The 20,101-nt window shown below is 70.9% G+C and carries 17 protein-coding genes and 1 pseudogene; 6 read left to right on the top strand and 12 right to left on the bottom strand.

Annotation, left to right across the window (positions count from 1 at the left end; genetic code table 11):
* Window positions 1-490: 490 nt before the first annotated feature.
* Window positions 491-1,141, top strand: coding sequence for a phosphatase PAP2 family protein (locus ACFXGX_RS17350; protein ID WP_384791259.1), 651 nt, complete (start codon window positions 491-493; stop codon window positions 1,139-1,141).
* Here the strand turns inward: ACFXGX_RS17350 and ACFXGX_RS17345 are convergent.
* The 8 genes from ACFXGX_RS17345 to ACFXGX_RS17310 form a co-directional block, all read right to left on the bottom strand.
* Window positions 1,080-2,915 carry a chitinase gene (locus ACFXGX_RS17345; RefSeq protein ID WP_384791256.1) on the bottom strand — a complete coding sequence of 612 codons (1,836 nt, stop codon included), beginning with the start codon at window positions 2,913-2,915 and terminating at the stop codon, window positions 1,080-1,082. The genes ACFXGX_RS17350 and ACFXGX_RS17345 overlap by 62 nt on opposite strands.
* 217 nt (window positions 2,916-3,132) lie before the next feature.
* A complete protein-coding gene (locus ACFXGX_RS17340; RefSeq protein WP_355762678.1) occupies window positions 3,133-3,591 on the bottom strand; it encodes a hypothetical protein in 459 nt (152 codons plus the stop codon).
* A gap of 161 nt (window positions 3,592-3,752) precedes the next feature.
* On the bottom strand, window positions 3,753-5,180 hold the full coding sequence (locus ACFXGX_RS17335) for an NAD(P)/FAD-dependent oxidoreductase (protein WP_384791253.1): 1,428 nt from the start codon (window positions 5,178-5,180) through the stop codon (window positions 3,753-3,755).
* Between the two features lie 30 nt (window positions 5,181-5,210).
* Window positions 5,211-6,011, bottom strand: coding sequence for an ABC transporter permease (locus ACFXGX_RS17330; protein WP_384791251.1), 801 nt, complete (start codon window positions 6,009-6,011; stop codon window positions 5,211-5,213).
* Window positions 6,012-6,941: an ABC transporter permease gene (locus tag ACFXGX_RS17325; RefSeq protein WP_384791248.1), complete on the bottom strand. Its 930-nt coding sequence runs from the start codon at window positions 6,939-6,941 to the stop codon at window positions 6,012-6,014. It lies immediately after the preceding gene.
* On the bottom strand, window positions 6,941-8,095 hold the full coding sequence (locus tag ACFXGX_RS17320) for an ABC transporter ATP-binding protein (RefSeq protein ID WP_384791245.1): 1,155 nt from the start codon (window positions 8,093-8,095) through the stop codon (window positions 6,941-6,943). The genes ACFXGX_RS17325 and ACFXGX_RS17320 overlap by 1 nt, the downstream gene beginning before the upstream one ends.
* A 5-nt stretch (window positions 8,096-8,100) precedes the next feature.
* Window positions 8,101-9,348, bottom strand: a complete 1,248-nt coding sequence (locus ACFXGX_RS17315) for a spermidine/putrescine ABC transporter substrate-binding protein (RefSeq protein WP_384791242.1) — start codon at window positions 9,346-9,348, stop codon at window positions 8,101-8,103.
* 76 nt (window positions 9,349-9,424) lie between these two features.
* Window positions 9,425-10,951: a gamma-aminobutyraldehyde dehydrogenase gene (locus ACFXGX_RS17310; protein WP_384791239.1), complete on the bottom strand. Its 1,527-nt coding sequence runs from the start codon at window positions 10,949-10,951 to the stop codon at window positions 9,425-9,427.
* Window positions 10,952-11,159: 208 nt separating this feature from the next.
* Here ACFXGX_RS17310 and ACFXGX_RS17305 point away from each other — a divergent pair, with 208 nt between their 5' ends.
* Both ACFXGX_RS17305 and ACFXGX_RS17300 read left to right on the top strand, forming a co-directional pair.
* Window positions 11,160-11,741, top strand: coding sequence for an NADAR family protein (locus ACFXGX_RS17305; protein WP_384791236.1), 582 nt, complete (start codon window positions 11,160-11,162; stop codon window positions 11,739-11,741).
* Between the two features lie 125 nt (window positions 11,742-11,866).
* A complete protein-coding gene (locus ACFXGX_RS17300) occupies window positions 11,867-13,504 on the top strand; it encodes an MFS transporter (RefSeq protein ID WP_384791394.1) in 1,638 nt (545 codons plus the stop codon).
* 46 nt (window positions 13,505-13,550) lie between these two features.
* Here the strand turns inward: ACFXGX_RS17300 and ACFXGX_RS17295 are convergent, their stop codons facing one another.
* Window positions 13,551-14,384, bottom strand: coding sequence for a DUF4190 domain-containing protein (locus ACFXGX_RS17295; RefSeq protein ID WP_384791233.1), 834 nt, complete (start codon window positions 14,382-14,384; stop codon window positions 13,551-13,553).
* 494 nt (window positions 14,385-14,878) lie between these two features.
* Between ACFXGX_RS17295 and ACFXGX_RS17290 the strand changes: the two are divergent.
* A pseudogene (locus ACFXGX_RS17290) lies at window positions 14,879-16,033 on the top strand (adenosine deaminase).
* Between the two features lie 18 nt (window positions 16,034-16,051).
* Window positions 16,052-16,735, top strand: a complete 684-nt coding sequence (locus tag ACFXGX_RS17285) for a glycerophosphodiester phosphodiesterase (protein ID WP_384791230.1) — start codon at window positions 16,052-16,054, stop codon at window positions 16,733-16,735.
* A gap of 8 nt (window positions 16,736-16,743) precedes the next feature.
* Here ACFXGX_RS17285 and ACFXGX_RS17280 read toward each other — a convergent pair whose 3' ends face one another.
* Together ACFXGX_RS17280 and ACFXGX_RS17275 are read right to left on the bottom strand one after the other, a co-directional pair.
* Window positions 16,744-17,283 carry a hypothetical protein gene (locus ACFXGX_RS17280; RefSeq protein ID WP_384791227.1) on the bottom strand — a complete coding sequence of 180 codons (540 nt, stop codon included), beginning with the start codon at window positions 17,281-17,283 and terminating at the stop codon, window positions 16,744-16,746.
* A gap of 63 nt (window positions 17,284-17,346) precedes the next feature.
* Entirely contained in the window at window positions 17,347-18,711 is a 1,365-nt protein-coding gene (locus tag ACFXGX_RS17275) for an FAD-dependent oxidoreductase (protein WP_384791224.1), read from the bottom strand.
* A gap of 132 nt (window positions 18,712-18,843) precedes the next feature.
* On the opposite strand from ACFXGX_RS17275, the gene ACFXGX_RS17270 reads away from it, so the two are divergent.
* Window positions 18,844-19,341 (top strand): hypothetical protein, encoded by a 498-nt coding sequence (locus ACFXGX_RS17270; protein WP_384791220.1) that lies wholly within the window; start codon window positions 18,844-18,846, stop codon window positions 19,339-19,341.
* An 84-nt stretch (window positions 19,342-19,425) separates the two neighbouring features.
* Here ACFXGX_RS17270 and ACFXGX_RS17265 read toward each other — a convergent pair whose 3' ends face one another.
* Window positions 19,426-19,917, bottom strand: coding sequence for an RNA polymerase sigma factor (locus ACFXGX_RS17265; RefSeq protein ID WP_384791391.1), 492 nt, complete (start codon window positions 19,915-19,917; stop codon window positions 19,426-19,428).
* Between the last annotated feature and the right edge of the window lie 184 nt (window positions 19,918-20,101).

Raw genomic sequence — 20,101 nt, 5'->3', positions numbered from 1 at the left:
GGCGGATTCCGCCGGGGCGCGGTGCTGCGGCGTTCCCGTCGGGGCGTGTGAAGAAGGTGTGCGAGGTGGATGGCGGGACGCGAATCCGTCTGTCGGAGGCGCACCCCCTGCCGTAGGTTCTAACCAGATCAGGGATACACCCGCCCGCAGGGGACTGTGGGCTGCACCGGGCCGAGGCCTCCCCGGCTTCGCCCTGGTCGTGCCCTCGCGCACACACCCGGAGCTTGCGGCTCCGGTTCTCCTCACCGATCGGACGGTCGCCCGCCCCAAACCCCCCGGGGCGCGCGACATCCGGTCCGGGCGGCCGCCTCGGAACCACCCCCCCTGTTCCGGGGCGGCCGACTCCTTCTCCGGCCCGGCCCCTCGGTCCGCCGGTTCCCGGCCCCGCTCGTCCGCGGGCCTCTTCCTTCCGCTCGTTTCCGGTCCTTCCGCCGTCGGTGGCGAGCGGGCCCGTGCCGTGGCGGCTCCGGACAATGGCAGGCTGTCCCCCATGTCCCGCACGCCTCTTCTGTTCGGCCTGCCCGGCCTGTGCTTCCTGCTCATCACCTGGCAGGTCGCGGCGGGCGGTCCGCTCGTGAGCCTGGACGAGCGGCTGAGCGGCGGCCTCGTGCACCCGGACCGGTTCTCCGAACTGCTCGCCGACCTGGGCAGCGTCCAGGTGGCGGTCCCGGTCCTCGCGCTGGCGCTGGTTCTCGTCGCCCTGCGGAACCGTGCCACCGGTCTGGACCGATGGTGGCGGCCCCCGGCCGCCGCCGCGGTCCTGATGCTTCTCGTCCCCGCGGTGATCGTGCCCCTGAAGGAACTCGTCTCCCGGCCGGGCCCCCCGGTCATGGGACCCGGCACCGGCTTCTACCCCTCGGGGCACACCGCCACCGCCGCCGTCGCGTACGGCGCGGCGACCCTGCTCCTCCTTCCCCTGCTCCGCACCGCGGGCGCCCGCGGTGCGCTGCTGTGCGTGTGCGTGGCCCTGAACGCGGGCGTGGCCTTCGGCCTGGTCCGGCGCGGCTACCACTGGCCACTGGACGTGGTGGCCAGTTGGTGCCTCTGCGCGGTGCTGCTGTCGTCCCTGTGGCTCTTCGTCAGCCGAAGTACGCGTCGAAGTTCCGTGAGAACTCCCAGCCTCCGTACCGGTCCCAGTTGACCGACCACGTCATCAGACCGCGCAGGCCCGGCCAGGTTCCGTGGGTCGCGTACGAGCCGCAGTCGGTCTTCTTCGTCAGGCAGTTCAGGGTCTTGGTGACCTCGGCCGGGGCGACGTAGCCGTTGCCCGCGTTGGTGGTGGCGGGCATGCCGATCGCGATCTGGTCGGGGCGCAGGGGCGGGAAGACGTTGTTCGCGTCGCCCGCCACCGGGAAGCCGGTCAGCAGCATGTCGGTCATCGCGATGTGGAAGTCGGCGCCGCCCATGGAGTGGTACTGGTTGTCGAGGCCCATGATCGACCCGGAGTTGTAGTCCTGGACGTGCAGCAGGGTCAGGTCGTCGCGCAGGGCGTGGATCACCGGGAGGTACGCTCCGGCGCGCGGGTCCTGGCCGCCCCACTTGCCGGTGCCGTAGTACTGGTAGCCGAGCTGGACGAAGAAGGTCTCCGGGGCCATGCTCAGGACGAACTTCGAACCGTACTTGGCCTTCAGGGTCTTCAGGGCCGAGATGAGGTTGACGATCACCGGGGTGGTCGGGCTCCTGAAGTTCGTGTCGCTCGCGTCGAGGGAGAGCGAGTGGCCCTCGAAGTCGATGTCCAGGCCGTCCAGGCCATAGGTGTCGATGATCTTCGAGACCGAGGAGACGAAGGTGTCGCGGGCGGCCGCGGTGGTGAGCTGGACCTGTCCGTTCTGGCCGCCGATCGAGATCAGCACCTTCTTGCCGGCCGCCTGCTTGGCCTTGATCGCGGCCTTGAAGTCCGCGTCGCTCTCGACGGTGGGGCACTCGCTGACCGGGCAGCGGTTGAAGCGGATGTCGCCCGAGGTGACCGAGGTCGGCTCGCCGAAGGCCAGGTCGATCACGTCCCAGCTCGCGGGCACGTCGGCCATGCGCGTGTAGCCGGCGCCGTTGGCGAAGCTCGCGTGGAGGTAGCCGACGAGCGCGTGCGCGGGCAGGTCGGAGGAGCCTCCGCCGCCTCCGCCCGAGCCCGCGGAGGTGGTCGCGGTGACGGTCGCCGACTTCGCGGACTCGCCCGCGTCATTGGTCGCGGCGACCTGGAAGGAGTACGCGGTGGAGGCCGTGAGCCCGCTCACCGTGGCCGAGGTCCCCGTGACGCTCTGGACCTTCGCCCCGTCGCGGTAGACGGAGTAGCCGGTCGCGCCGGACACCGCCGTCCAGGACAGGCCGACCGACGAGGACGTGACCGGACCGGCCGTCAGCCCGGTCGGCGCGGCCGGCGGCTGTCCCGCGTCGACGCCGGGGCCGGTCAGCGAGAGGTCGTCGGCCCAGTAGGAGCCGGTGCCGTACCAGCCGTGCGTGTAGATCGTGACGTGTGTGGTGGACGCGCCGGTGCGGAAGGTGGTGCCGAGCTGCTGCCAGTCGGCGGCGGACGGGGTCCAGGTGCTGACGTCGGTGGTGCCGGTGCCGGTCGCGCCGAGGTAGACGTAGCTGCCACGGACGTAGCCGGAGAGGGTGTACTGCGCGTCGGGCTTCACGGTCACGGTCTGCGAGCACTGCGCGTAGTCACTGCCGGCCGGGGTCGCCGTCATCGCCGAACTGCCGCTGTGCACGGGCGAGCTGACGATCGTGGACGCCGTGCAGGTCCAGTTGCCCAGGCCCGACTCGAAGCCGCCGTTCTTGGCCACATTGACGTCGGCCGCCCGGGCGGCGGTGGAGAGCGCCACCAGGCCGGGCACGGCCAGGACGGTGGCCGCGCAGGCGGCGAGCAGCCTTCGGCGACGGTGTGCGAGGGGTCTGTCGTGTCTGGTGGGGGCCATGAGTGCCTCCGGGCATGGGGGAGTTGGAGGATGGAGCGCGCGCCCAACTTGGTCCAGACCAATTCGGTTGTCAAGACCCCTGACAGGCAACGGAGTTCGCACGGCCGCCCCGGACTCCCCCTCACCGGCGCAGGCTCCCCTCACCCACCGCCGCTCCCCGCCACCGTCGCCGGTCTCCCCCACCGGCGCCACTCCCCGGCACAGTCGCCGTTCGCCCTCACCGGCGCCGGTCCCCGTCCCCGGCGAGGCCCGCCGCGGCCTCGTGCATGGCCAGTTCGAGCAGCGCCGGATCCGTGAGCGTGCCCGAGCCGTCCGGCGCGACCAGCCAGCGGACCCCGGCCGTCGACCGTCCCGGGTAGGGCACCACGATCCAGGTACCGGGGCCCGCCGTGCGCACGCCCGTGCCCAGCCACCTGGCGGCGGTGCCCGCGGGCACGAAGAAGCCCATCCGGGCGTCGCCGAAGTCGACGAGCACCGGTCCGGGCTGGTCGAGCACCCGGGTCAGGACGTCGAGGGTCGGATAGCCGAGCTCGGCCGGCAGGATCAGGACGTCCCAGGCCTTTCCCGCCGGCAGCAGCGCGACCCCGCGGGGGCTGCGCTCCCATTCCCAGCGGCAGGCCTCGGGGTCCGGTGCCACGGATGCCAGCCACTCGACCGCCGCCTTGGGCCCTGTCATGACGGAACCTCCCTCTCGTGTCGACGCGGGTCGCGTCACAGAGGAGAGGGAGGTCCGGGCGGTTCATTACGCGGGTTCGGGCGACGAATTGAAAAGAATTCAGTTCACCGCGCCGACGCCGGATCACGTCCGGGTGCGCGTGCCCCCAGGGCGTGTCCGGCCTAGCTGTCGAAGCCGAGGCCCAGTCTGTCCATCGTCTTCAGCCACAGGTTGCGCCGGCCGCCGTGCGTGTCCGCGCGGGCCAGCGACCATTTGGTGAGCGCGATGCCGGTCCAGGCGAACGGCTCGGGCGGGAACGGCAGCGGCTTCCTGCGGACCATCTCCAGCTCGGTGCGTTCGGTGCGCTCGCCGGCCAGCAGGTCGAGCATCACGTCGGCGCCGAACCGGGTGGCGCCCACCCCGAGGCCCGTGTAGCCGGCCGCGTAGGCGACCCTGCCCTGGTGCGCGCTGCCGAAGAACGCCGAGAACCGGGAGCAGGTGTCGATCGCGCCGCCCCAGGCGTGGGAGAAGCGGACGCCCTCCAACTGCGGGAAGCAGGTGAAGAAGTGCTCGGCGAGCTTGGCGTACGTCTCGGGACGGTCGTCGTACTCGGCGCGCACCCGGCCGCCGTACGGGTAGATCGCGTCGTACCCGCCCCACAGGATGCGGTTGTCGGCCGAGAGCCGGAAGTAGTGGAACTGGTTGGCCGAGTCGCCGAGCCCCTGGCGGTTCTTCCAGCCGATGGAGGTGAGCTGGTCGGCCGTGAGCGGTTCGGTCATCAGCGCGTAGTCGTAGACCGGGACGGTGTACGGGCGGACGCGCTTGACCAGGTTCGGGAAGATGTTGGTCCCGAGGGCCACCCGGCGGGCGCGGACGGAGCCGTACGGCGTGCGGACGGCCATGCCGGCGCCGGACGGCTTCAGGGCGACGGCGGGCGTGTGCTCGTACACCCGCACGCCGAGCTCCACGCACGCGCGCTTGAGGCCCCAGGCCAGCTTGGCCGGGTGGAGCATGGCGACCCCGCGGCGGTCGTGCAGTCCGGCCAGGAAGGTCGGGGAGTCGACCTGTTCCCGTACCGCCGCCGTGTCGAGGAACTCGACGCCGTCGGCCAGACCCCGCCGCTCCAGCTCCTGGTGCCATTCTCGCAGTTCGGCCGCCTGGTGCGGCTCGGTGGCGACGTCGATCTCGCCGCTGCGCTCGAAGTCGCAGTCGAGGGAGTAGCGGGCGACGGCCGCCTCGATCTCGTCGAGGTTGCGGGCGCCCAGCTCCTCCAGCTTCCCGATCTCGTCCGGCCAGCGGGTGAGCCCGTTGGACAGACCGTGGGTGAGGGAGGCGGCGCAGAAGCCGCCGTTGCGGCCCGAGGCGGCCCAGCCCACCTCGCGCCCCTCCACCAGGACGACATCCCGCCCGGGGTCGCGCTCCTTGGCGATCAGCGCGGTCCACAGTCCGCTGTAGCCGCCGCCGACGACGAGCAGGTCGCAGGTCTCGGCGCCGGTGAGCGCGGGCTCGGGGTGGGGTTTGCCGGGGTCGTCCAGCCAGTACGAGACCGGCTGGACGTCGGAAAGGGATTTCGTCCACTGATTACCACGGGTCATGGCGCTCGGGGCCATGATTTCAACTCCCTACAAAGGTGACAGGCGTTATGCCTTCTGCCTGTTCCGGCGATTTCCGATGATCATTCCGGACAGGACGAACAGTACGGCGACGAGGAACATGGCCGTGCCGATGACATTGATCTGAACGGGTGTTCCGCGCTGTGCCGAACCCCAGACGAACATGGGGAACGTGACGGTCGAGCCCGCGTTGAAATTGGTGATGATGAAATCGTCGAAGGAGAGCGCGAAGGCGAGCAGCGCGCCCGCGGCGATTCCGGGGGCCGCGATGGGCAGGGTGACCCGCAGGAACGTCTGCGCCGGGCCGGCGTAGAGGTCCTGGGCGGCCTGTTCCAGCCTCGGGTCCATCGACATGACACGGGCCTTGACGGCTGTCACGACGAAGCTGAGGCAGAACATGATGTGGGCGATCAGGATCGTCCAGAAGCCGAGCTGGGCGCCCATGTTGAGGAACAGGGTGAGCAGCGAGGCGGCCATGACGACCTCGGGCATCGCCATCGGCAGGAAGATCAGCGAGTTCACGGCGCCGCGTGCGCGGAAGCGGTAGCGGACGAGCGCGAAGGCGATCATCGTGCCGAGGACGGTGGCCCCGATCGTCGCCCAGACGGCGATCTGGAGGCTGAGTCCGAGCGAGCCGCACATGTCGGCGACGCCGCACGGGTCCTTCCAGGCGTCCGTGGAGAACTGCTGCCACTCGTAATTGAAGCGCCCCTTCGGTTTGTTGAAGGAGAACACGGTGACGACGACGTTGGGCAGCAGTAGATAGGACAGCGTGAGCAGTCCCCCGATGACGACGAGATGGCGCTTGAACCAGTTGACGAAGGGCATTTAGACCAGGTCCTCCGTCCCCGACCGGCGGATGTAGACCGTGACCATGAGGAGAATCGCGGCCATGAGAATGAAGGAGAGCGCGGCGGCCGTCGGATAGTCCAGGATCCTCAGGAACTGGGTCTGGATGACGTTGCCGATCATGCGGGTGTCGGTCGAGCCGAGGAGTTCGGCGTTGACGTAGTCGCCGGCCGCCGGGATGAAGGTGAGCAGTGTTCCGGAGACCACGCCCGGCATCGACAGCGGGAAGGTGACCTTGCGGAAGGTCGTCCAGGGCCTGGCGTACAGGTCGCCCGCGGCCTCGTGCAGCCGGCCGTCGATGCGCTCCAGCGAGGTGTAGAGCGGCAGGATCATGAACGGCAGGAAGTTGTACGTCAGACCGCAGACCACGGCCAGTGGTGTCGCGAGGACGCGGTCGCCCGCGGTCCAGCCGAGCCAGTCGGTGACGTCGAGTACGTGCAGGGTGTTGAGCGCGCCGACGACCGGGCCGCTGTCGGCGAGGATCGTCTTCCAGGCCAGGGTGCGGATCAGGAAGCTGGTGAAGAAGGGCGCGATCACCAGGATCATGATCAGGTTGCGCCAGCGGCCCGCGCGGAAGGCGATCAGGTACGCCAGCGGGTAGCCGAGCAGCAGGCACAGGACGGTGGCGGCGGCCGCGTAGGAGACCGAGCGCAGGAACTGCGGCCAGTACTCGGCGAGCGAGTCCCAGTAGGTCGCGAAGTGCCAGGTGACCTTGTAGCCCTCCTCCAGGGAGCCCGTCTGCACGGACGTGGAGGCCTGGTAGATCATCGGCAGCGCGAAGAAGACGACGAGCCACAGGAGTCCGGGCAGCAGCAGCCAGTACGGGACGAGGCGGCCCCGCTTCTTCGGCGGCTTCGGCTCGGGCCGCGGCACGAGGGGTGGCGCTTCGGCCTCGGTGACGGTGGCCATCAGGCGGCCTCCTCCTCGGCCGTGTCGACACCCGCGTCGATGTCTTGCGCGCTGTCGAGGCCGAAGGTGTGCGCCGGGCTCCAGTGCAGGACGACGTCCGCGCCGGGGACCAGCCGGGGGTCCCGGTCGATGTTCTGGGCGTAGACCTCGAACTCGGGGCACACGGCGCTGTCGATGACGTACTGCGTGGAGACGCCGATGAAGCTGGAGTCGGCGATCTTGCCGGTGATCCGGTTGCGGCCGACGGGTATCTCGCCGGCGTCGTCGGCGTGCGTGAGGGAGATCTTCTCCGGGCGGACGCCGACCAGGACCTTGCCGCCGGTCGTGGCGGGGGCCGAACATCGCGCCTCGGGGAGCACCAGCTTGCCGCCGCCCGCCTTGAGCACGATGTCGCCGCCGCTCCGGGAGTCGACCTCGGCCTCGATGAGGTTCGAGGTGCCGAGGAAGTTGGCGACGAACGTGGTCCGCGGGTTCTCGTACAGGTCGGCGGGCGAGCCGAGCTGTTCGACACGGCCCGCGTTCATCACGGCGACCGTGTCGGCCATGGTCATGGCCTCCTCCTGGTCGTGCGTGACGTGGACGAAGGTGATGCCGACCTCGGTCTGGATCCGCTTGAGTTCGAGCTGCATCTGGCGGCGCAGCTTGAGGTCGAGGGCGCCGAGCGGCTCGTCCAGGAGCAGCACCTTGGGGTGGTTGATCAGTGCGCGGGCGACCGCGACACGCTGCTGCTGGCCACCGGAGAGCTGGTGGGGTTTCTTGCGCGCCTGCTCGCCGAGCTGGACGAGGTCGAGCATCTCCTCGACCTGCTTCTTGACGCTCCTGATCCCGCGCCGGCGCAGGCCGAAGGCGACGTTCTCGAAGATGTCCAGGTGCGGGAAGAGCGCGTACGACTGGAAGACGGTGTTCACCGGCCGCTTGTACGGCGGCAGGTTCGTCACCTCCTGGTCGCCAAGGTGCACGGTGCCGGAGGAAGGTTCCTCCAGACCGGCGATCATGCGCAGGGTGGTGGTCTTGCCGCAGCCCGAGGCGCCGAGCAGGGCGAAGAAGGAACCCTGTGGCACGGTCAGGTCGAGCGGTTGCACGGCGGTGAAGCCGTTGTCGTAGGTCTTGCTGATCCCGGTGAGGCGGACGTCGCCGCTGTTCTGTGTCGTCATGATCGTCACGCCCCTGTGAGCTTCGCGAACTTCTCTTCGTAGGCGGTCTCTTCCTTCTGGCTCAGCGCGCGGAAGGAGTGTGACCTGGCCTGCATGGCCTTGTCGGGGACGATCAGCGGGTTGTTCGCCGCGTCCTGGTCGATCTTGGCAAGGTAGGGCTTCACGCTTTCGACCGGCGTCGCGTAGTTGATGTACGCGGCGAGCTCGGCGGCCTGCTGAGGCTCGTAGTAGAAGTCGATCAGCCGCTCGGCGTTCGTCTTGTGACGCGCCTTGTTGGGAACCAGCAGGTTGTCGGTCGACGTCATGTAGCCGCTGTCGGGGATGACGAAGTCGACGTCCGGGCTGTCGTTCTTGAGCTGGACGATGTCGCCGGCCCAGGCGACACAGGCCGCGATGTCGCCCTTGGTCAGGTCGGACGTGTAGTCGTTGCCCGTGAAGCGGCGGATCTGGCCCTTGTCGACGGCCTTCTGGAGCCGGGCGATCGCCGCGTCGAAGTCGTCGTCGGTGAATTTCGACGGGTCCTTGCCCATGTCGAGCAGGGTCATGCCCATGGTGTCGCGCATCTCGGACAGGAACGAGACGCGGCCCTTGAGCTTCGGGTTGTCGAGGAGGTCGGAGACCGACTTCACCTCGATCCCGTCGAGCGCCTTCTTGTTGAAGGCGACGATGGTGGGGATGCCCTGCCACGGGTACGAGTAGGCGCGTCCCGGGTCCCAGTCCGGGTTGCGGAACTGCGGCGACAGGTTGGTGTAGGCGTGCGGCAGGTTGGACGGGTCGAGTTTCTGCACCCAGCCCAGGCGGATCACGCGCGCGGCCAGCCAGTCGGTGAGGACGATCAGGTCACGGCCGGTGGGCTGGCCGGCGGCGAGCTGCGGCTTGATCTTGGCGAAGAACTCGTTGTTGTCGTTGATGTCCTCGGTGTACTTCACCGAGATACCCGTCCGCTTGTGGAAGGCCTCCAGCGTCGGGTGGTGCTTGCCGCTGTCGTCGAGGTCGATGTACTCGGTCCAGTTGGAGAAGTTGAGGGTCTTCTCCGTGGCCGAGTGGTCCTGGGCGGACGTGCCGCCCTGGGTCCTGCCCGCCGCGGGGATCCCGCAGGCGCTCAGCGCCCCGAGTCCGCCGACGGCCAGCGCGCCGCCCGCCGAGGCGCGCAGCAGTGAACGACGGGTGAGGGACGCCCTGCCGTTCCGGAAGCTGCGCCGCATGGCGGCCAGTTGCACCGGGGACAGGCGTTCGGGCTCGTACTGCTCCATGCTCTGATGCCCTTTCGAAAGGGTCGCGGCCGTGGTCGCGGCCTGGTCTGCCACAGGGCCGTAGCCGGTGAACGGGCTACGGCCGGTCCCCGAAGACCGTGCGGTGCCAGTCCTTCCTGGCGACCGCGGTGTTGTCGAACATGACGTGCTTGACCTGTGTGTACTCCTCGAAGGAGTAGGCGGACATGTCCTTGCCGAAGCCGGATGCCTTGTAACCGCCGTGCGGCATCTCGCTGATGATCGGGATGTGGTCGTTGACCCACACGCAGCCGGCCTTGATCTCGCGGGTCGCGCGGTTGGCCCGGTAGACGTCACGGCTCCAGGCGGAGGCGGCCAGTCCGTACGGGGTGTCGTTGGCCAGCGCGATGCCCTCGTCGTCGGTGTCGAAGGGCAGCACCACGAGCACCGGGCCGAAGATCTCGGCCTGGACGATCTCACTGTCCTGCGCGGCGTCGGCGACGAGCGTGGGCGCGTAGTAGGCGCCGCTCTTGAGTTCTCCCTGGGGAGCCTCGCCGCCGGTGACCACGCGCGCGTAGCCGCGGGCCCGGTCGACGAATCCGGCGACGCGGTCGCGCTGGGTGTGCGAGATCAGCGGGCCGAGGTCGGTGCCGGGCGCGAACGGGTCGCCCACGCGGACGGTCGCCATCAGGGCGGCGGTGCGCTCGACGAACGCGTCGTAGAGCGGCCGTTGCACGTACGCGCGCGTGGCGGCCGTGCAGTCCTGGCCGGTGTTGATGAGCGACCCGGCGACCGCGCCGTGCACGGCGGCCTCCAGATCCGCGTCGTCGAAGACGAGGAAGGGGGCCTTGCCGCCGAGTTCCAGGTGGAGGCGTTTGACGGTCGCGGTGGCGATCTCGGCGACGCGCTTGCCGACGGCGGTCGACCCGGTGAAGGACGTCATGACGACGTCGGGGTGGCCGACGAGGTGTTCACCGGCCTCCTTGCCCAGACCCGTGACGACGTTGACGACACCGTCCGGGATGCCCGCGTGGGTGGCCGCCTCGGCGAAGAGCAGGGAGGTCAGCGGGGTCAGCTCGGCGGGCTTCAGCACGATCGTGTTGCCGGCCGCGATCGCCGGGAGGATCTTCCAGGCGGCCATCTGGAGCGGGTAGTTCCAGGGCGCGATGGAACCGACGACCCCGATGGGCTCGCGGCGTACGTACGAGGTGTGGTCGCCGGAGTACTCACCGGCCGACTGGCCCTGCAGATGCCGGGCCGCGCCCGCGAAGAACGCGGTGTTGTCGATGGTTCCCGGGACGTCGAACTCGCGGGTCAGCTTGAGGGGCTTTCCGCACTGCAGCGACTCGGCCTGGGCGAACTCCTCCGCCCGCTCGGCGAGCACGGCGGCGAACCGGTGCAGCGCGTCGGACCGCTCCCCGGGGGTGGTGGCCGCCCAGCCGGGGAAGGCCGCGCGGGCGGCCGCCACCGCCGCGTCCACGTCGGCGGTGCTCGCCAGCTCGTACGTGTACACCTCCTCGCCGGTGGCGGGGTCCACGACCGCGTGCATGCGACCGGAGGTGCCCTGGGTGAGACGGCCTCCGATGTACTGCGCGCCGTCCGCGAGGCGGTCCTGCGCCTGGAAGCGATGGCCCGGATTGTGCATGTCGCTCTCCTCCGCCGTCCTCCCCGTCGAAACGGGGGTCGGCGTAGCTCCAGCTCGATTTGAGTGCCGATCCTGGCAGAGCAAAGGGACTCCAACAAGTGATTCCGTTGTTGCCTTTTGGTTACGCGACGGAATCCTTTGACCAGGTGTCGAGTCCTCCCGGAAAAGGCGGGACGGTGTGTCAGTGGTGCGTGCCAAAGTGGCATGCATGGGGAAGATCGATACACGGGACGCACTGATCAGTGCCGTCGCGTCGGGGACGCCGGTGAAGTACCTGCACTTCTGGGGGCACCGCCCGGGGCCGGACGGCCGGGTGGGACCGAGCTGTCTCAGCCAGTGGTGGCCGTCACCCTTCGTGGCCGAAGGGGTCGAATACGCGACGGCCGAGCACTGGATGATGGCGTCCAAGGCGCGCCTCTTCCGCGACGCCGAGGCCGAGCGGCAGGCGGTCGGCGCCGCGAACCCCGCGCTGGCCAAGAAGGCCGGGCGGCTGGTGCGCGGCTTCGACGAGGCCGTCTGGCGGCGCGAGCGGTTCCGGATCGTCGTCGAGGGCAGCGTCCACAAGTTCTCCGCCGACCCCGGTCTGCGGGCGTTCCTGCTGGGCACGGGCGGGAGGGTGCTGGTCGAGGCGAGCCCCATGGACCGGGTCTGGGGCATCGGGCTCGCCGCGAACGACGACGGCGCCTTCGACCCCCGCCGCTGGCAGGGCGAGAACCTGCTGGGCTTCGCCCTGATGGAGGCACGCGAGCGACTGCGCGCGGCGGACGCGCCCACGGAGGCGAGCTCCTAGAAACCGCGCCGGGGGCGAGCCCCCAGGAGCGGGGGCGGTCCGCGGATGCCGGGGCGAGGCCCCGGAGGGGGCGGTCCCCGGATGCGGCAACGTCCCGACCGGCCAAAACTGTCCGTGTGACGGGCATGTACGCAGAGCAGAACCACACCCCCTCCACCGCGCCCCGCGCGCCCCGCCAGTCTCTGGCGCTGGCGGCGATGCTCTTCGCGGTGGCGATGACGTTCATCGACCAGACGATCGTCTCCATCGCCGCGCCGGACATCGTCCGCGAGCTGGGGCTCTCGACGTCCGGCATGCAGTGGGTGGTGAACGCCTACCTGCTGTCGCTGGCCGCCTTCTTCGCCCTCGGCGGACGGCTGGCCGACCTGCTCGGGCCCCGCCGGGTCGTGGTCGTCGGCACCCTCGTGTTCGTCGTCTCCTCGGTGCTGTGCGGCTGTGTGCCCAAGGGAGACTTCGCCCAGACCTGGCTGATCATCTTCAGGGCGACCCAGGGCCTGGGAGCCGCTCTCCTGTTCCCCGCGGCACTCGCCGTGGTCGTGGCCGTGTTCCCGGTGGAGCGGCGCGGCCGGGCGCTGGCGCTGTTCTTCGGACTGTCGGGAGCGCTGACGGCCATCGGCCCGCTGCTCGGCGGCTGGCTCACGGCATGGACCTGGCGGGCGATCTTCTGGGTCAACGTGCCCGTCGCCGTGGTGGCCCTCGTCCTGACCGTGCTGGCGCACATCCCCGACCGGCGGCGCGACGAGTCGCTGGACGTCGTCGGGGCCGTGCTCATCGCGGCGGGCATGGGAGTGAGCGTGCTCGGCTTCCAGCAGGCCGCGTACTGGGGCTGGGGCAGCGTGGCGACCTGGGCCTGCATCGCGGGCGGCCTCCTCGTCCTGGTCTTCTTCTGCCGCTACGAACGCGACCGGCGCCATCCGCTGGTCAACCTGGCGGTCTTCCGGGACAAGGCGTTCACCGTGGACTCCCTGGTGCTCTTCTTCGCCATGCTGGCCTTCGTCCCGGTCTTCTTCTTCGCCTCGGTGTACGCGCAGGTCTCGCTCAGCGCCTCCCCCAACCAGGCGGCGCTCTATCTCCTGTACTTCTTCGTGGGCTTCGCGATCGCCTCCCAGTGGGGCGGCCGCATGCTCGACCGGCAGGGCGCCCGGCCGGCCCTGAAGATCGGCACCGTCGTGGGCGCGGTCGGGTTCTACCTCTGGGCCGGCAAGCTGACCGACCTGTCCATGCACGACCAGTGGCCGTACGTCGCCCTCGCGGGAGCCGGGATCGGCTTCATCCTGGCGCCCGCGTCCACCGACGCCGTGAACCGGTCCATCGGAGCCTCCTACGGCGAGGTCACCGGCATCACCCAGACCGTCCGCAACTACGCGGCCAGTGTCGGGCTGGCCGTCTTCGGGACCGTCCTGACGCACAGGATGACGGACAACGTCGTCTCGACGCTCACGTCCCACGGCCTGTCGTCGGCCAGGGCCCACGACGTCGCCGACGACATCGCCCAGGCCGTCACGGGCAACGCCGACGCACGCCGGCCGACGGGCACGGGCGTGGCCGCTTCGACCATGCGCGAGGTGATGTCGGACGTGCGGATGGACTTCGCCGAGGCCAATCAGTACGTCTTCTACGGCATGGCCATCGCGCTCGCCGTCGGCTTCTTCTGCGCCCTGCGCCACCCCGGAGGCCGGGGAGGCACGGCGGAGGGCCCCGAGGGGAGGACGGAGGGCCCCGAGGGCAGGACCGAGCAGGAGAAGCCCCCGACTGCCGGCTGACACCGCCGCCGCAGCGGTCCACGGGGGCGGTGGCCGCGGACCCGGGTCACCGCCCCTGTTGCGTCACCAGGGAGGTGGAGAAGCCGTCGCCGCCCGTGTCACCGCCGCCGTCGTCCGGGGCGTAGACGATGACGAGGACGAACACGGCGACGGCGAGGACCAGCCCGACGGCTCCGCAGATGACCCCGGCCAGCGCCTGCCCGGCGTTCGTGGCCTCGCCGCGACGTGCCTTGGCCCCGCCGACCAGTCCGAAGATCACGGCGAGGACGCCCAGCACGATCGCCAGCGGCCACACGATGAAGAGGACCGCCGCGATGATGCCCAGCACGAGCCCGGCGGTTCCGAGCCCGTTGCTCGGCATGGGCCGGCTCAGGGGCCAGCCGTATCCGGGCGCGCCCGGGTGGGCGGCACCCGCGGGAAAGCCGGGGTACTGCGGGTAGCCGTAGCCGTACGGGAGACCGGGACCGCCGGGGGCGATCGGCGGCGGCGGGACGGGCTCGCCGGGAAAGGGCTGCGGGTAGGGGGTGCGGGCCGCCGGCGGCGCGAAGGGGTTGTCCCAGGGACCGCCGGGGTGCCCGGGTCCGGGCGGGGCCGGAGCCCCGGGCAGCGAGGTGATCGTCGGAAGCCCGTACGCCGGAGGGGGCGCGCTGCTCCCCCGTACGGTTCTGCCGGGCGAGGAGATCTCCTCGGGCGGGGCCCAGGGGTCGAGCTCGGATCGCGGCGCGGGGCCGGGCTTCCCGAGGGAGACCCGGGCGTCGGGTCCGGGGGCGGCGAAGGGGCCGGTGCCCTGCGCGGGCACCGAGCCCGCGGGCGCCGAGCCGAAGGCCCCGCCCCACGAGGGTGCCGCGTGCCCCGCTCCGTCGTCGAACGCCCTGTCCACCCACGTCGTGGCCTCCTCGGCCCCGAAGACAGGTCCGCCGCCCGAGCCACCGCCCGGACCGCTGTCCGGTCCGCCGTCCCTGCCGCCGTCCGCCGGAGGTGCCGCTCGACCGGGGCCGGGTGTCATGGGATCGGGGCCGGCCGCGGACACCGCGTGGTCCCGACCGGCCGTGGGTATCGCGCGATCCGGACCGGCCGACGCGCGATCCGCCTCGGGTGCCGCGTCCTCGGCGGGACCCGAACCCGGCACGGTTCCCGCACCGGACGGTCCACGCCCCTCGGGGGACCCGTCCCGCGCGGGCACCGGGGCCGCCCCGCCCGGTGGAGCCCACGCACCCGCGTCGCGTGGCGCTGTCGGCCTCTGGGCGTCGTCGGACATGGGCGAGTCCCCTCTCTCGTACGTTCCGTCATGCTACGGCCCGGGCCACGGGCGGCGGATCCCCGTCGTACGACGGCCCGCTCGCCCCGCGCGGGGTGCACCGGGCCCGGACGGCGGTGGCCGCCTACGATGATCCCGAACCGTCGATCAGCCGATCACCCGCGTCCGGACCGAAACGGCCCAGGGACGCCGTTCCGGGGAGGAACCCGTTGACCGAGCACATCACCGCACGCGACGACGCCCGCGACCTGCGCACCTTCATCGCCGGGCTGCCCAAGGCCGAACTGCACGTCCACCACGTCGGCTCCGCCTCCCCGCGCATCGTGTCCGAGCTCGCCGCCCGCCACCCCGACTCCCGGGTGCCCACCGACCCCGAAGCGCTGGCGGACTACTTCACGTTCACGGACTTCGCGCACTTCATCGAGGTGTACCTGTCCGTCGTCGACCTCATCCGCACCCCCGAGGACGTGCGGCTGCTGACGTACGAGGTCGCCCGCGACATGGCCCGTCAGCAGGTGCGCTACGCCGAACTGACGATCACTCCGTGGTCGTCCACCCGGCGCGGAATCGACGAACGCGCCTTCATGGACGCGATCGAGGACGCCCGCAAGGCCGCCGAGGCCGATCTCGGTGTCGTGCTGCGCTGGTGCTTCGACATCCCGGGCGAGGCCGGTCTGGAGGCCGCCGAGGAGACCGTACGGCTCGCGACCGACGACCGGCTGCGGCCGGAGGGGCTCGTCTCCTTCGGGCTCGGCGGCCCCGAGATCGGCGTGCCCAGGCCCCAGTTCAAGCCCTACTTCGACCGTGCCCGCGCGGCCGGACTGCGGTCGGTGCCGCACGCCGGTGAGACGACGGGCCCGGAGACGGTCTGGGACGCGCTGAACGTCCTCGGCGCCGAGCGCATCGGCCACGGCACGAGTTCCGCCCGGGACCCGCGGCTGCTCGCCCATCTCGCCGAGCACGGCATCGCGCTGGAGGTCTGCCCGACCTCGAACATCGCCACCCGTGCCGTCCGTACCCTCGACGAACACCCCGTCAAGGAGTTCGTGGCGGCCGGGGTGACGGTCACCGTCAACTCCGACGACCCGCCGATGTTCGGCACCGACCTCAACACCGAGTACGCGGTCACCGCCCGCCTCCTCGGTCTCGACGAGCCGGGCATCGCGGAGCTCGCCAAGAACGCGGTGCACGCGTCGTTCCTCGGCGCGACGGAGAAGGCCGGACTCGCCGCGGAGATCGACACGTACGCCGCGACCTGGCTCGCGCTCTGACCCGGTCACAATGACCCCATGCGCACCGTGACCGCAGTCGCCCACCGCGGCGACCCCTACCGCGTCCGTGAGAACACGATCGACTCACTGCGTTCCGCGCTCCACCAGGGCGCGGACGCCGTCGAGATCGACGTACGCCTGACGCGCGACCGTGTACCCGTCCTGCTGCACGACGCGACGCTCAAGCGGCTGTGGGGACACGACCGGCCGCTGGGCTCGCTCTCCGGCGACGAGGTACGCGGACTCACGGCGGGCGGTGTGCCGACGCTGGCGGAGGCCCTCGGGGCGACCGGCGACAGCAGGGTCATGGTCGATCTGCCGGGAGCGGTGGACGTGCGGGTCGCGCGCGAGATCGTGGACGTGGTGCGGGCGTGCGGGGCCGGGGAGCGGGTGTACTACTGCGCCTCGGCCCCCGCCATGCTCGCGGTGCGGGCGGCCGACGCGTCCGCGGAGATCGCGCTGACCTGGACGACCCTGGCCCCGCCGCGCCCGGGCCTGCTCGACGTCGTACGCCCGCGCTGGCTCAACTACCGCTTCCCGCTGGTGAGTCGCGATCTCGCGGCGCGTGTCCACCGCGACGGGCACCTGCTGTCCGTATGGACGCCGGACACCCGCCGCTCCATGCGCCGCCTGCTCGACGCGGGGGTCGACTCGATCACGACCAACCGGATCGACGCGCTGACCGCCCTGCGCAGGGACTGAGCCGACGGTCAGCCGGCGGGCGCCGGCACGGCAACCGGTCCGGCTTTCGGTCCGGCGCCGAGCGCTTCCAGGCGCTTGATCTTCTTCCGTACGAGGTACAGCGGGATCACCCCGAAGATCCCGAAGGACATGTCGACGACCGTCCACCAGAAGGGAATTCCACGGATCGGTCCGCAGATCAGGGCCAGCGGGACGATGCCGGCGCAGGCGATCATCCCGAACTCGACGACCCAGATGTTGCGGACCGGATCGCGGTACGGACCGTAGAACGCGACCGCGATGACGAGATGCGCGAACGCCAGCCAGTCCGTTCCGTAGAGCAGGAAGGGGTATTGGGCGTCGGCGGTGTCGAGGCCGCGGCTCACGCGTTCGATCCAGTCCATCAGGACGGGCAGGTGTTCCGGCACGGACAGGGCCCGGAACAGGTCCTCGGTCCAGTGCAGTTCGTGCACCAGCGGGAAGGCCGTGGCGCCGCTGAGCACCAGACTGACGACGAAAAAGGCAAGCCAAACGCGAATGCCCCGGAGCAGGGCGGCTCTGTCGCTCATACCGGGAGCGTACGCCCCGACTTGAACGTGTTCAAAACTGCCCCCGTCCGGAGCACCGGCGGCTCAGGCGCCGCTCTCCCGCAGCATGTCCTCGCGCTCGACGAGCTTCACGCGCTCGCGGCCCTGCGGCTCGCCCAGCGCCTTCTCGGCGGCGTCGAGCCGGTACCAGCCCTCCCACGTGGTGAAACGGACGTCCCGCTCACCGAGGAAGGCGTCGACGGCCTCCGGCTCGGGCGAAGCGGGCGTGAGCAGACGGCCGTTCGCGTGGTCGTCGAGCAGGCTCGCGACCGTCTCGTTGGCGTCGCCCTTCGTGTGACCGATGAGACCGATGGGACCGCGCCGGATCCAGCCGGTGACGTACGTGGACCCCAGGTGCTCGCCCGAGTCCTCCAGCACGCGGCCGGCCGCGTCCGGCACCGTGCCCGACTCGACGTCCCAGGGCAGCTTGGGCAGGCTGTCGGAGAGGTAGCCCACGGCACGGTAGACCGCGCTGACGTCCCAGTCCTTGAACTCGCCGGTGCCCTTGACGTTCCCGGTGCCGTCGAGGGCGGTGCGCTCGGTGCGCAGGCCCACGACCTCGCCGTTCTCGCCGAGGATCTCGGTCGGCGACTCGAAGAAGTGCAGGAACAGCTTGTGCGGGCGGTCGCCGGTGTCGCGGATCGCCCAGTTCTCCAGGGTCTTGGCGACCATGTCGGCCTGCTTGTTGCCGCGCCGGGTGGCGATCGAGCCCTCGTCGTAGTCGATGTCCTCGGGGTCGACGACGACCTCGATGTTCGGCGAGTGGTCCAGCTCGCGCAGCTCCATCGGGCTGAACTTCGCCTGCGCCGGGCCGCGGCGGCCGAAGACGTGGACCTCGAGGGCCTTGTTGGCCTTGAGCCCGTCGTACACGTTCGGCGGGATCTCGGTGGGCAGCAGTTCGTCCGCGGTCTTGGCCAGGACGCGGGCCACGTCCAGCGCGACGTTGCCGACGCCGAGGACGGCGACCTTCTCGGCCTCCAGCGGCCAGGTGCGCGGGACGTCCGGGTGACCGTCGTACCAGGAGACGAAGTCCGCCGCGCCGTACGAGCCGTCGAGGTCGACGCCGGGAATGTCGAGGGCACGGTCGGCCGTCGCGCCGGTGGAGAAGATCACCGCGTCGTAGAAGGCGCGCAGATCGTCGAGGTTGATGTCGCGCGGGTAGTCGACGTTGCCGAAGAGGCGGATCTGCGGCTTGTCGAGCACCTGGTGCAGGGCGGTGATGATGCCCTTGATCCGGGGGTGATCGGGGGCGACGCCGTAACGGATGAGACCGAACGGGGCCGGCATCCGCTCGAACAGGTCGATGGAGACACCGGGCTCGGCGGCCACTGCGGATTTCAGCAGCGCGTCGGCGGCGTAGATTCCGGCGGGGCCGGCTCCGACAATGGCTACCCGCAGAGGGCGAGGCATGATCAGATTCCCTTCGAGCAGGGGCAGGGGACTCGACGGGAAGCCTAAACTGAGGCAAACCTAAGTCAGTAGGCGGGTCCGGGCTATGACCTCATAAGGCTGACTTATGGCCGCTGAAGGACTGCTTTATGGGTGGCGGCATCCCCCTGCCGCCGGCCGCCGGGACGGTTACCGCTGGTCCCCCTGGACGGCTACCACTGGCCCCTGGACGGTTACCGCTGGTCCCCGCTGAACGGGGTGGGAACGGCCCCGGTCCGGGCGGCGGACGGCCGGGCGGTCGCGGGCGAGGACGCCTGCGTGGACGCCCGCGTGGCCGACGGAGTGCGGGTGAGCGTGGGGACGGCGGTCGTCCGGGCCGTGGGCACGGTACTGGGCGCCGGTGTCCGGCGCGAAGGGCCGCTCGCGCCGGGACGGGGGCTGACCGGCCCGGGCGAGACCGACGGAGTGGGCTCGGCCGACGGGCTGCTCGCGGGCGGCGGGGCCAGCGGGACCACCGGGGACACGGGCGCCTCGGGCGCGGCCGACCGGAGCGGCAGCACGACGAGAGCGCCGAGGGCGCACGCCACGGCGGCCCCGGCCGCGGCGCGCAGCAGCCGGCGACGGGCCGCGCCCCGGCGGATCGCCTCGTAACGGCCGGGCGGTGGCGAGAGGTACTCGGAAGGGGCCCGCATGATGACGGCGAGCGGGTCGTCGGGGCCGAAGTCCGGACCGTCGTCAGAGTGTGTGATCAAGACTTCTCCTCAGGTGGGCGCGGAGCGTTTCGCGGGCCGCGTGGAGATCGGCCTTGATCGTTCCTTCCTTGCGCCCGGTCAGCGCGGCCACCTCCCGGATCGGCATGTCAGCGTAGTAGTGCAGCAGGATCGGGACGCGCAGCCGTTCGGGCAGCGACTGCACGAGCAGGCGTACGGACGGATCGGCCTGCTCGTTCGGCGGGCCGACGGCGAGCTCGGCGGTGGCCCGGTGCACGGCCCTGCGTTCGCGCTCCAGCTTGCGCCAGTGGTCCCGGACGAGGTTGGCCGCCGTGACGTAGAGGAATCCCCGCGGCTCGGCCACGGAGGTCCAGCGGGACCAGAGCCGGGTGAACGCCTCCGAGGCGATCTCGTGGGCCGTCCCGTCGTCGTCGACGAGACGGCGGCACCAGCCGGCGAGGCGCGGGTAGAGGGCGGCGAACAGCTCGGACGCCGCCTTCTCGCGGGACCCTTTCAACATTCTCCATGGTCGTGACGGTGCCGGCAGCGGACGATCCCGGGCCGCGGGGGTACGGTCCCGCGGGCCCGGGGCCCCGCCCCCCCGCCCGGGGGGGGGGGCCCCCCGGCGCCGTTTTCAAAAAAAAACGCGGCTCTGAGCTGCGAAAACAGAGATTCTTGGCAAAGCCGGAAACGCTCTGGCA

The organism is Streptomyces sp. NPDC059371 (assembly GCF_042751995.1).
Classification (GTDB): domain Bacteria; phylum Actinomycetota; class Actinomycetes; order Streptomycetales; family Streptomycetaceae; genus Streptomyces.
The sequence above is the reverse complement of the archived record's forward strand: the minus strand, read 5'-3'. Positions and strand labels throughout refer to the sequence as shown.

Excerpts from the sequence above, each read along its gene's own strand:
- ACFXGX_RS17335 (WP_384791253.1), bottom strand. The coding sequence starts at position 5,180 with ATGGCCCCGAGCGCCATGACCCGTGGTAATCAGTGGACGAAATCCCTT.
- ACFXGX_RS17285 (WP_384791230.1), top strand. The coding sequence starts at position 16,052 with ATGCGCACCGTGACCGCAGTCGCCCACCGCGGCGACCCCTACCGCGTC.
- ACFXGX_RS17310 (WP_384791239.1), bottom strand. The coding sequence starts at position 10,951 with ATGCACAATCCGGGCCATCGCTTCCAGGCGCAGGACCGCCTCGCGGAC.
- ACFXGX_RS17315 (WP_384791242.1), bottom strand. The coding sequence starts at position 9,348 with ATGGAGCAGTACGAGCCCGAACGCCTGTCCCCGGTGCAACTGGCCGCC.
- ACFXGX_RS17350 (WP_384791259.1), top strand. The coding sequence starts at position 491 with ATGTCCCGCACGCCTCTTCTGTTCGGCCTGCCCGGCCTGTGCTTCCTG.
- ACFXGX_RS17320 (WP_384791245.1), bottom strand. The coding sequence starts at position 8,095 with ATGACGACACAGAACAGCGGCGACGTCCGCCTCACCGGGATCAGCAAG.
- ACFXGX_RS17280 (WP_384791227.1), bottom strand. The coding sequence starts at position 17,283 with ATGAGCGACAGAGCCGCCCTGCTCCGGGGCATTCGCGTTTGGCTTGCC.
- ACFXGX_RS17345 (WP_384791256.1), bottom strand. The coding sequence starts at position 2,915 with ATGGCCCCCACCAGACACGACAGACCCCTCGCACACCGTCGCCGAAGG.
- ACFXGX_RS17340 (WP_355762678.1), bottom strand. The coding sequence starts at position 3,591 with ATGACAGGGCCCAAGGCGGCGGTCGAGTGGCTGGCATCCGTGGCACCG.
- ACFXGX_RS17275 (WP_384791224.1), bottom strand. The coding sequence starts at position 18,711 with ATGCCTCGCCCTCTGCGGGTAGCCATTGTCGGAGCCGGCCCCGCCGGA.
- ACFXGX_RS17305 (WP_384791236.1), top strand. The coding sequence starts at position 11,160 with ATGGGGAAGATCGATACACGGGACGCACTGATCAGTGCCGTCGCGTCG.
- ACFXGX_RS17325 (WP_384791248.1), bottom strand. The coding sequence starts at position 6,941 with ATGGCCACCGTCACCGAGGCCGAAGCGCCACCCCTCGTGCCGCGGCCC.
- ACFXGX_RS17330 (WP_384791251.1), bottom strand. The coding sequence starts at position 6,011 with ATGCCCTTCGTCAACTGGTTCAAGCGCCATCTCGTCGTCATCGGGGGA.
- ACFXGX_RS17300 (WP_384791394.1), top strand. The coding sequence starts at position 11,867 with ATGTACGCAGAGCAGAACCACACCCCCTCCACCGCGCCCCGCGCGCCC.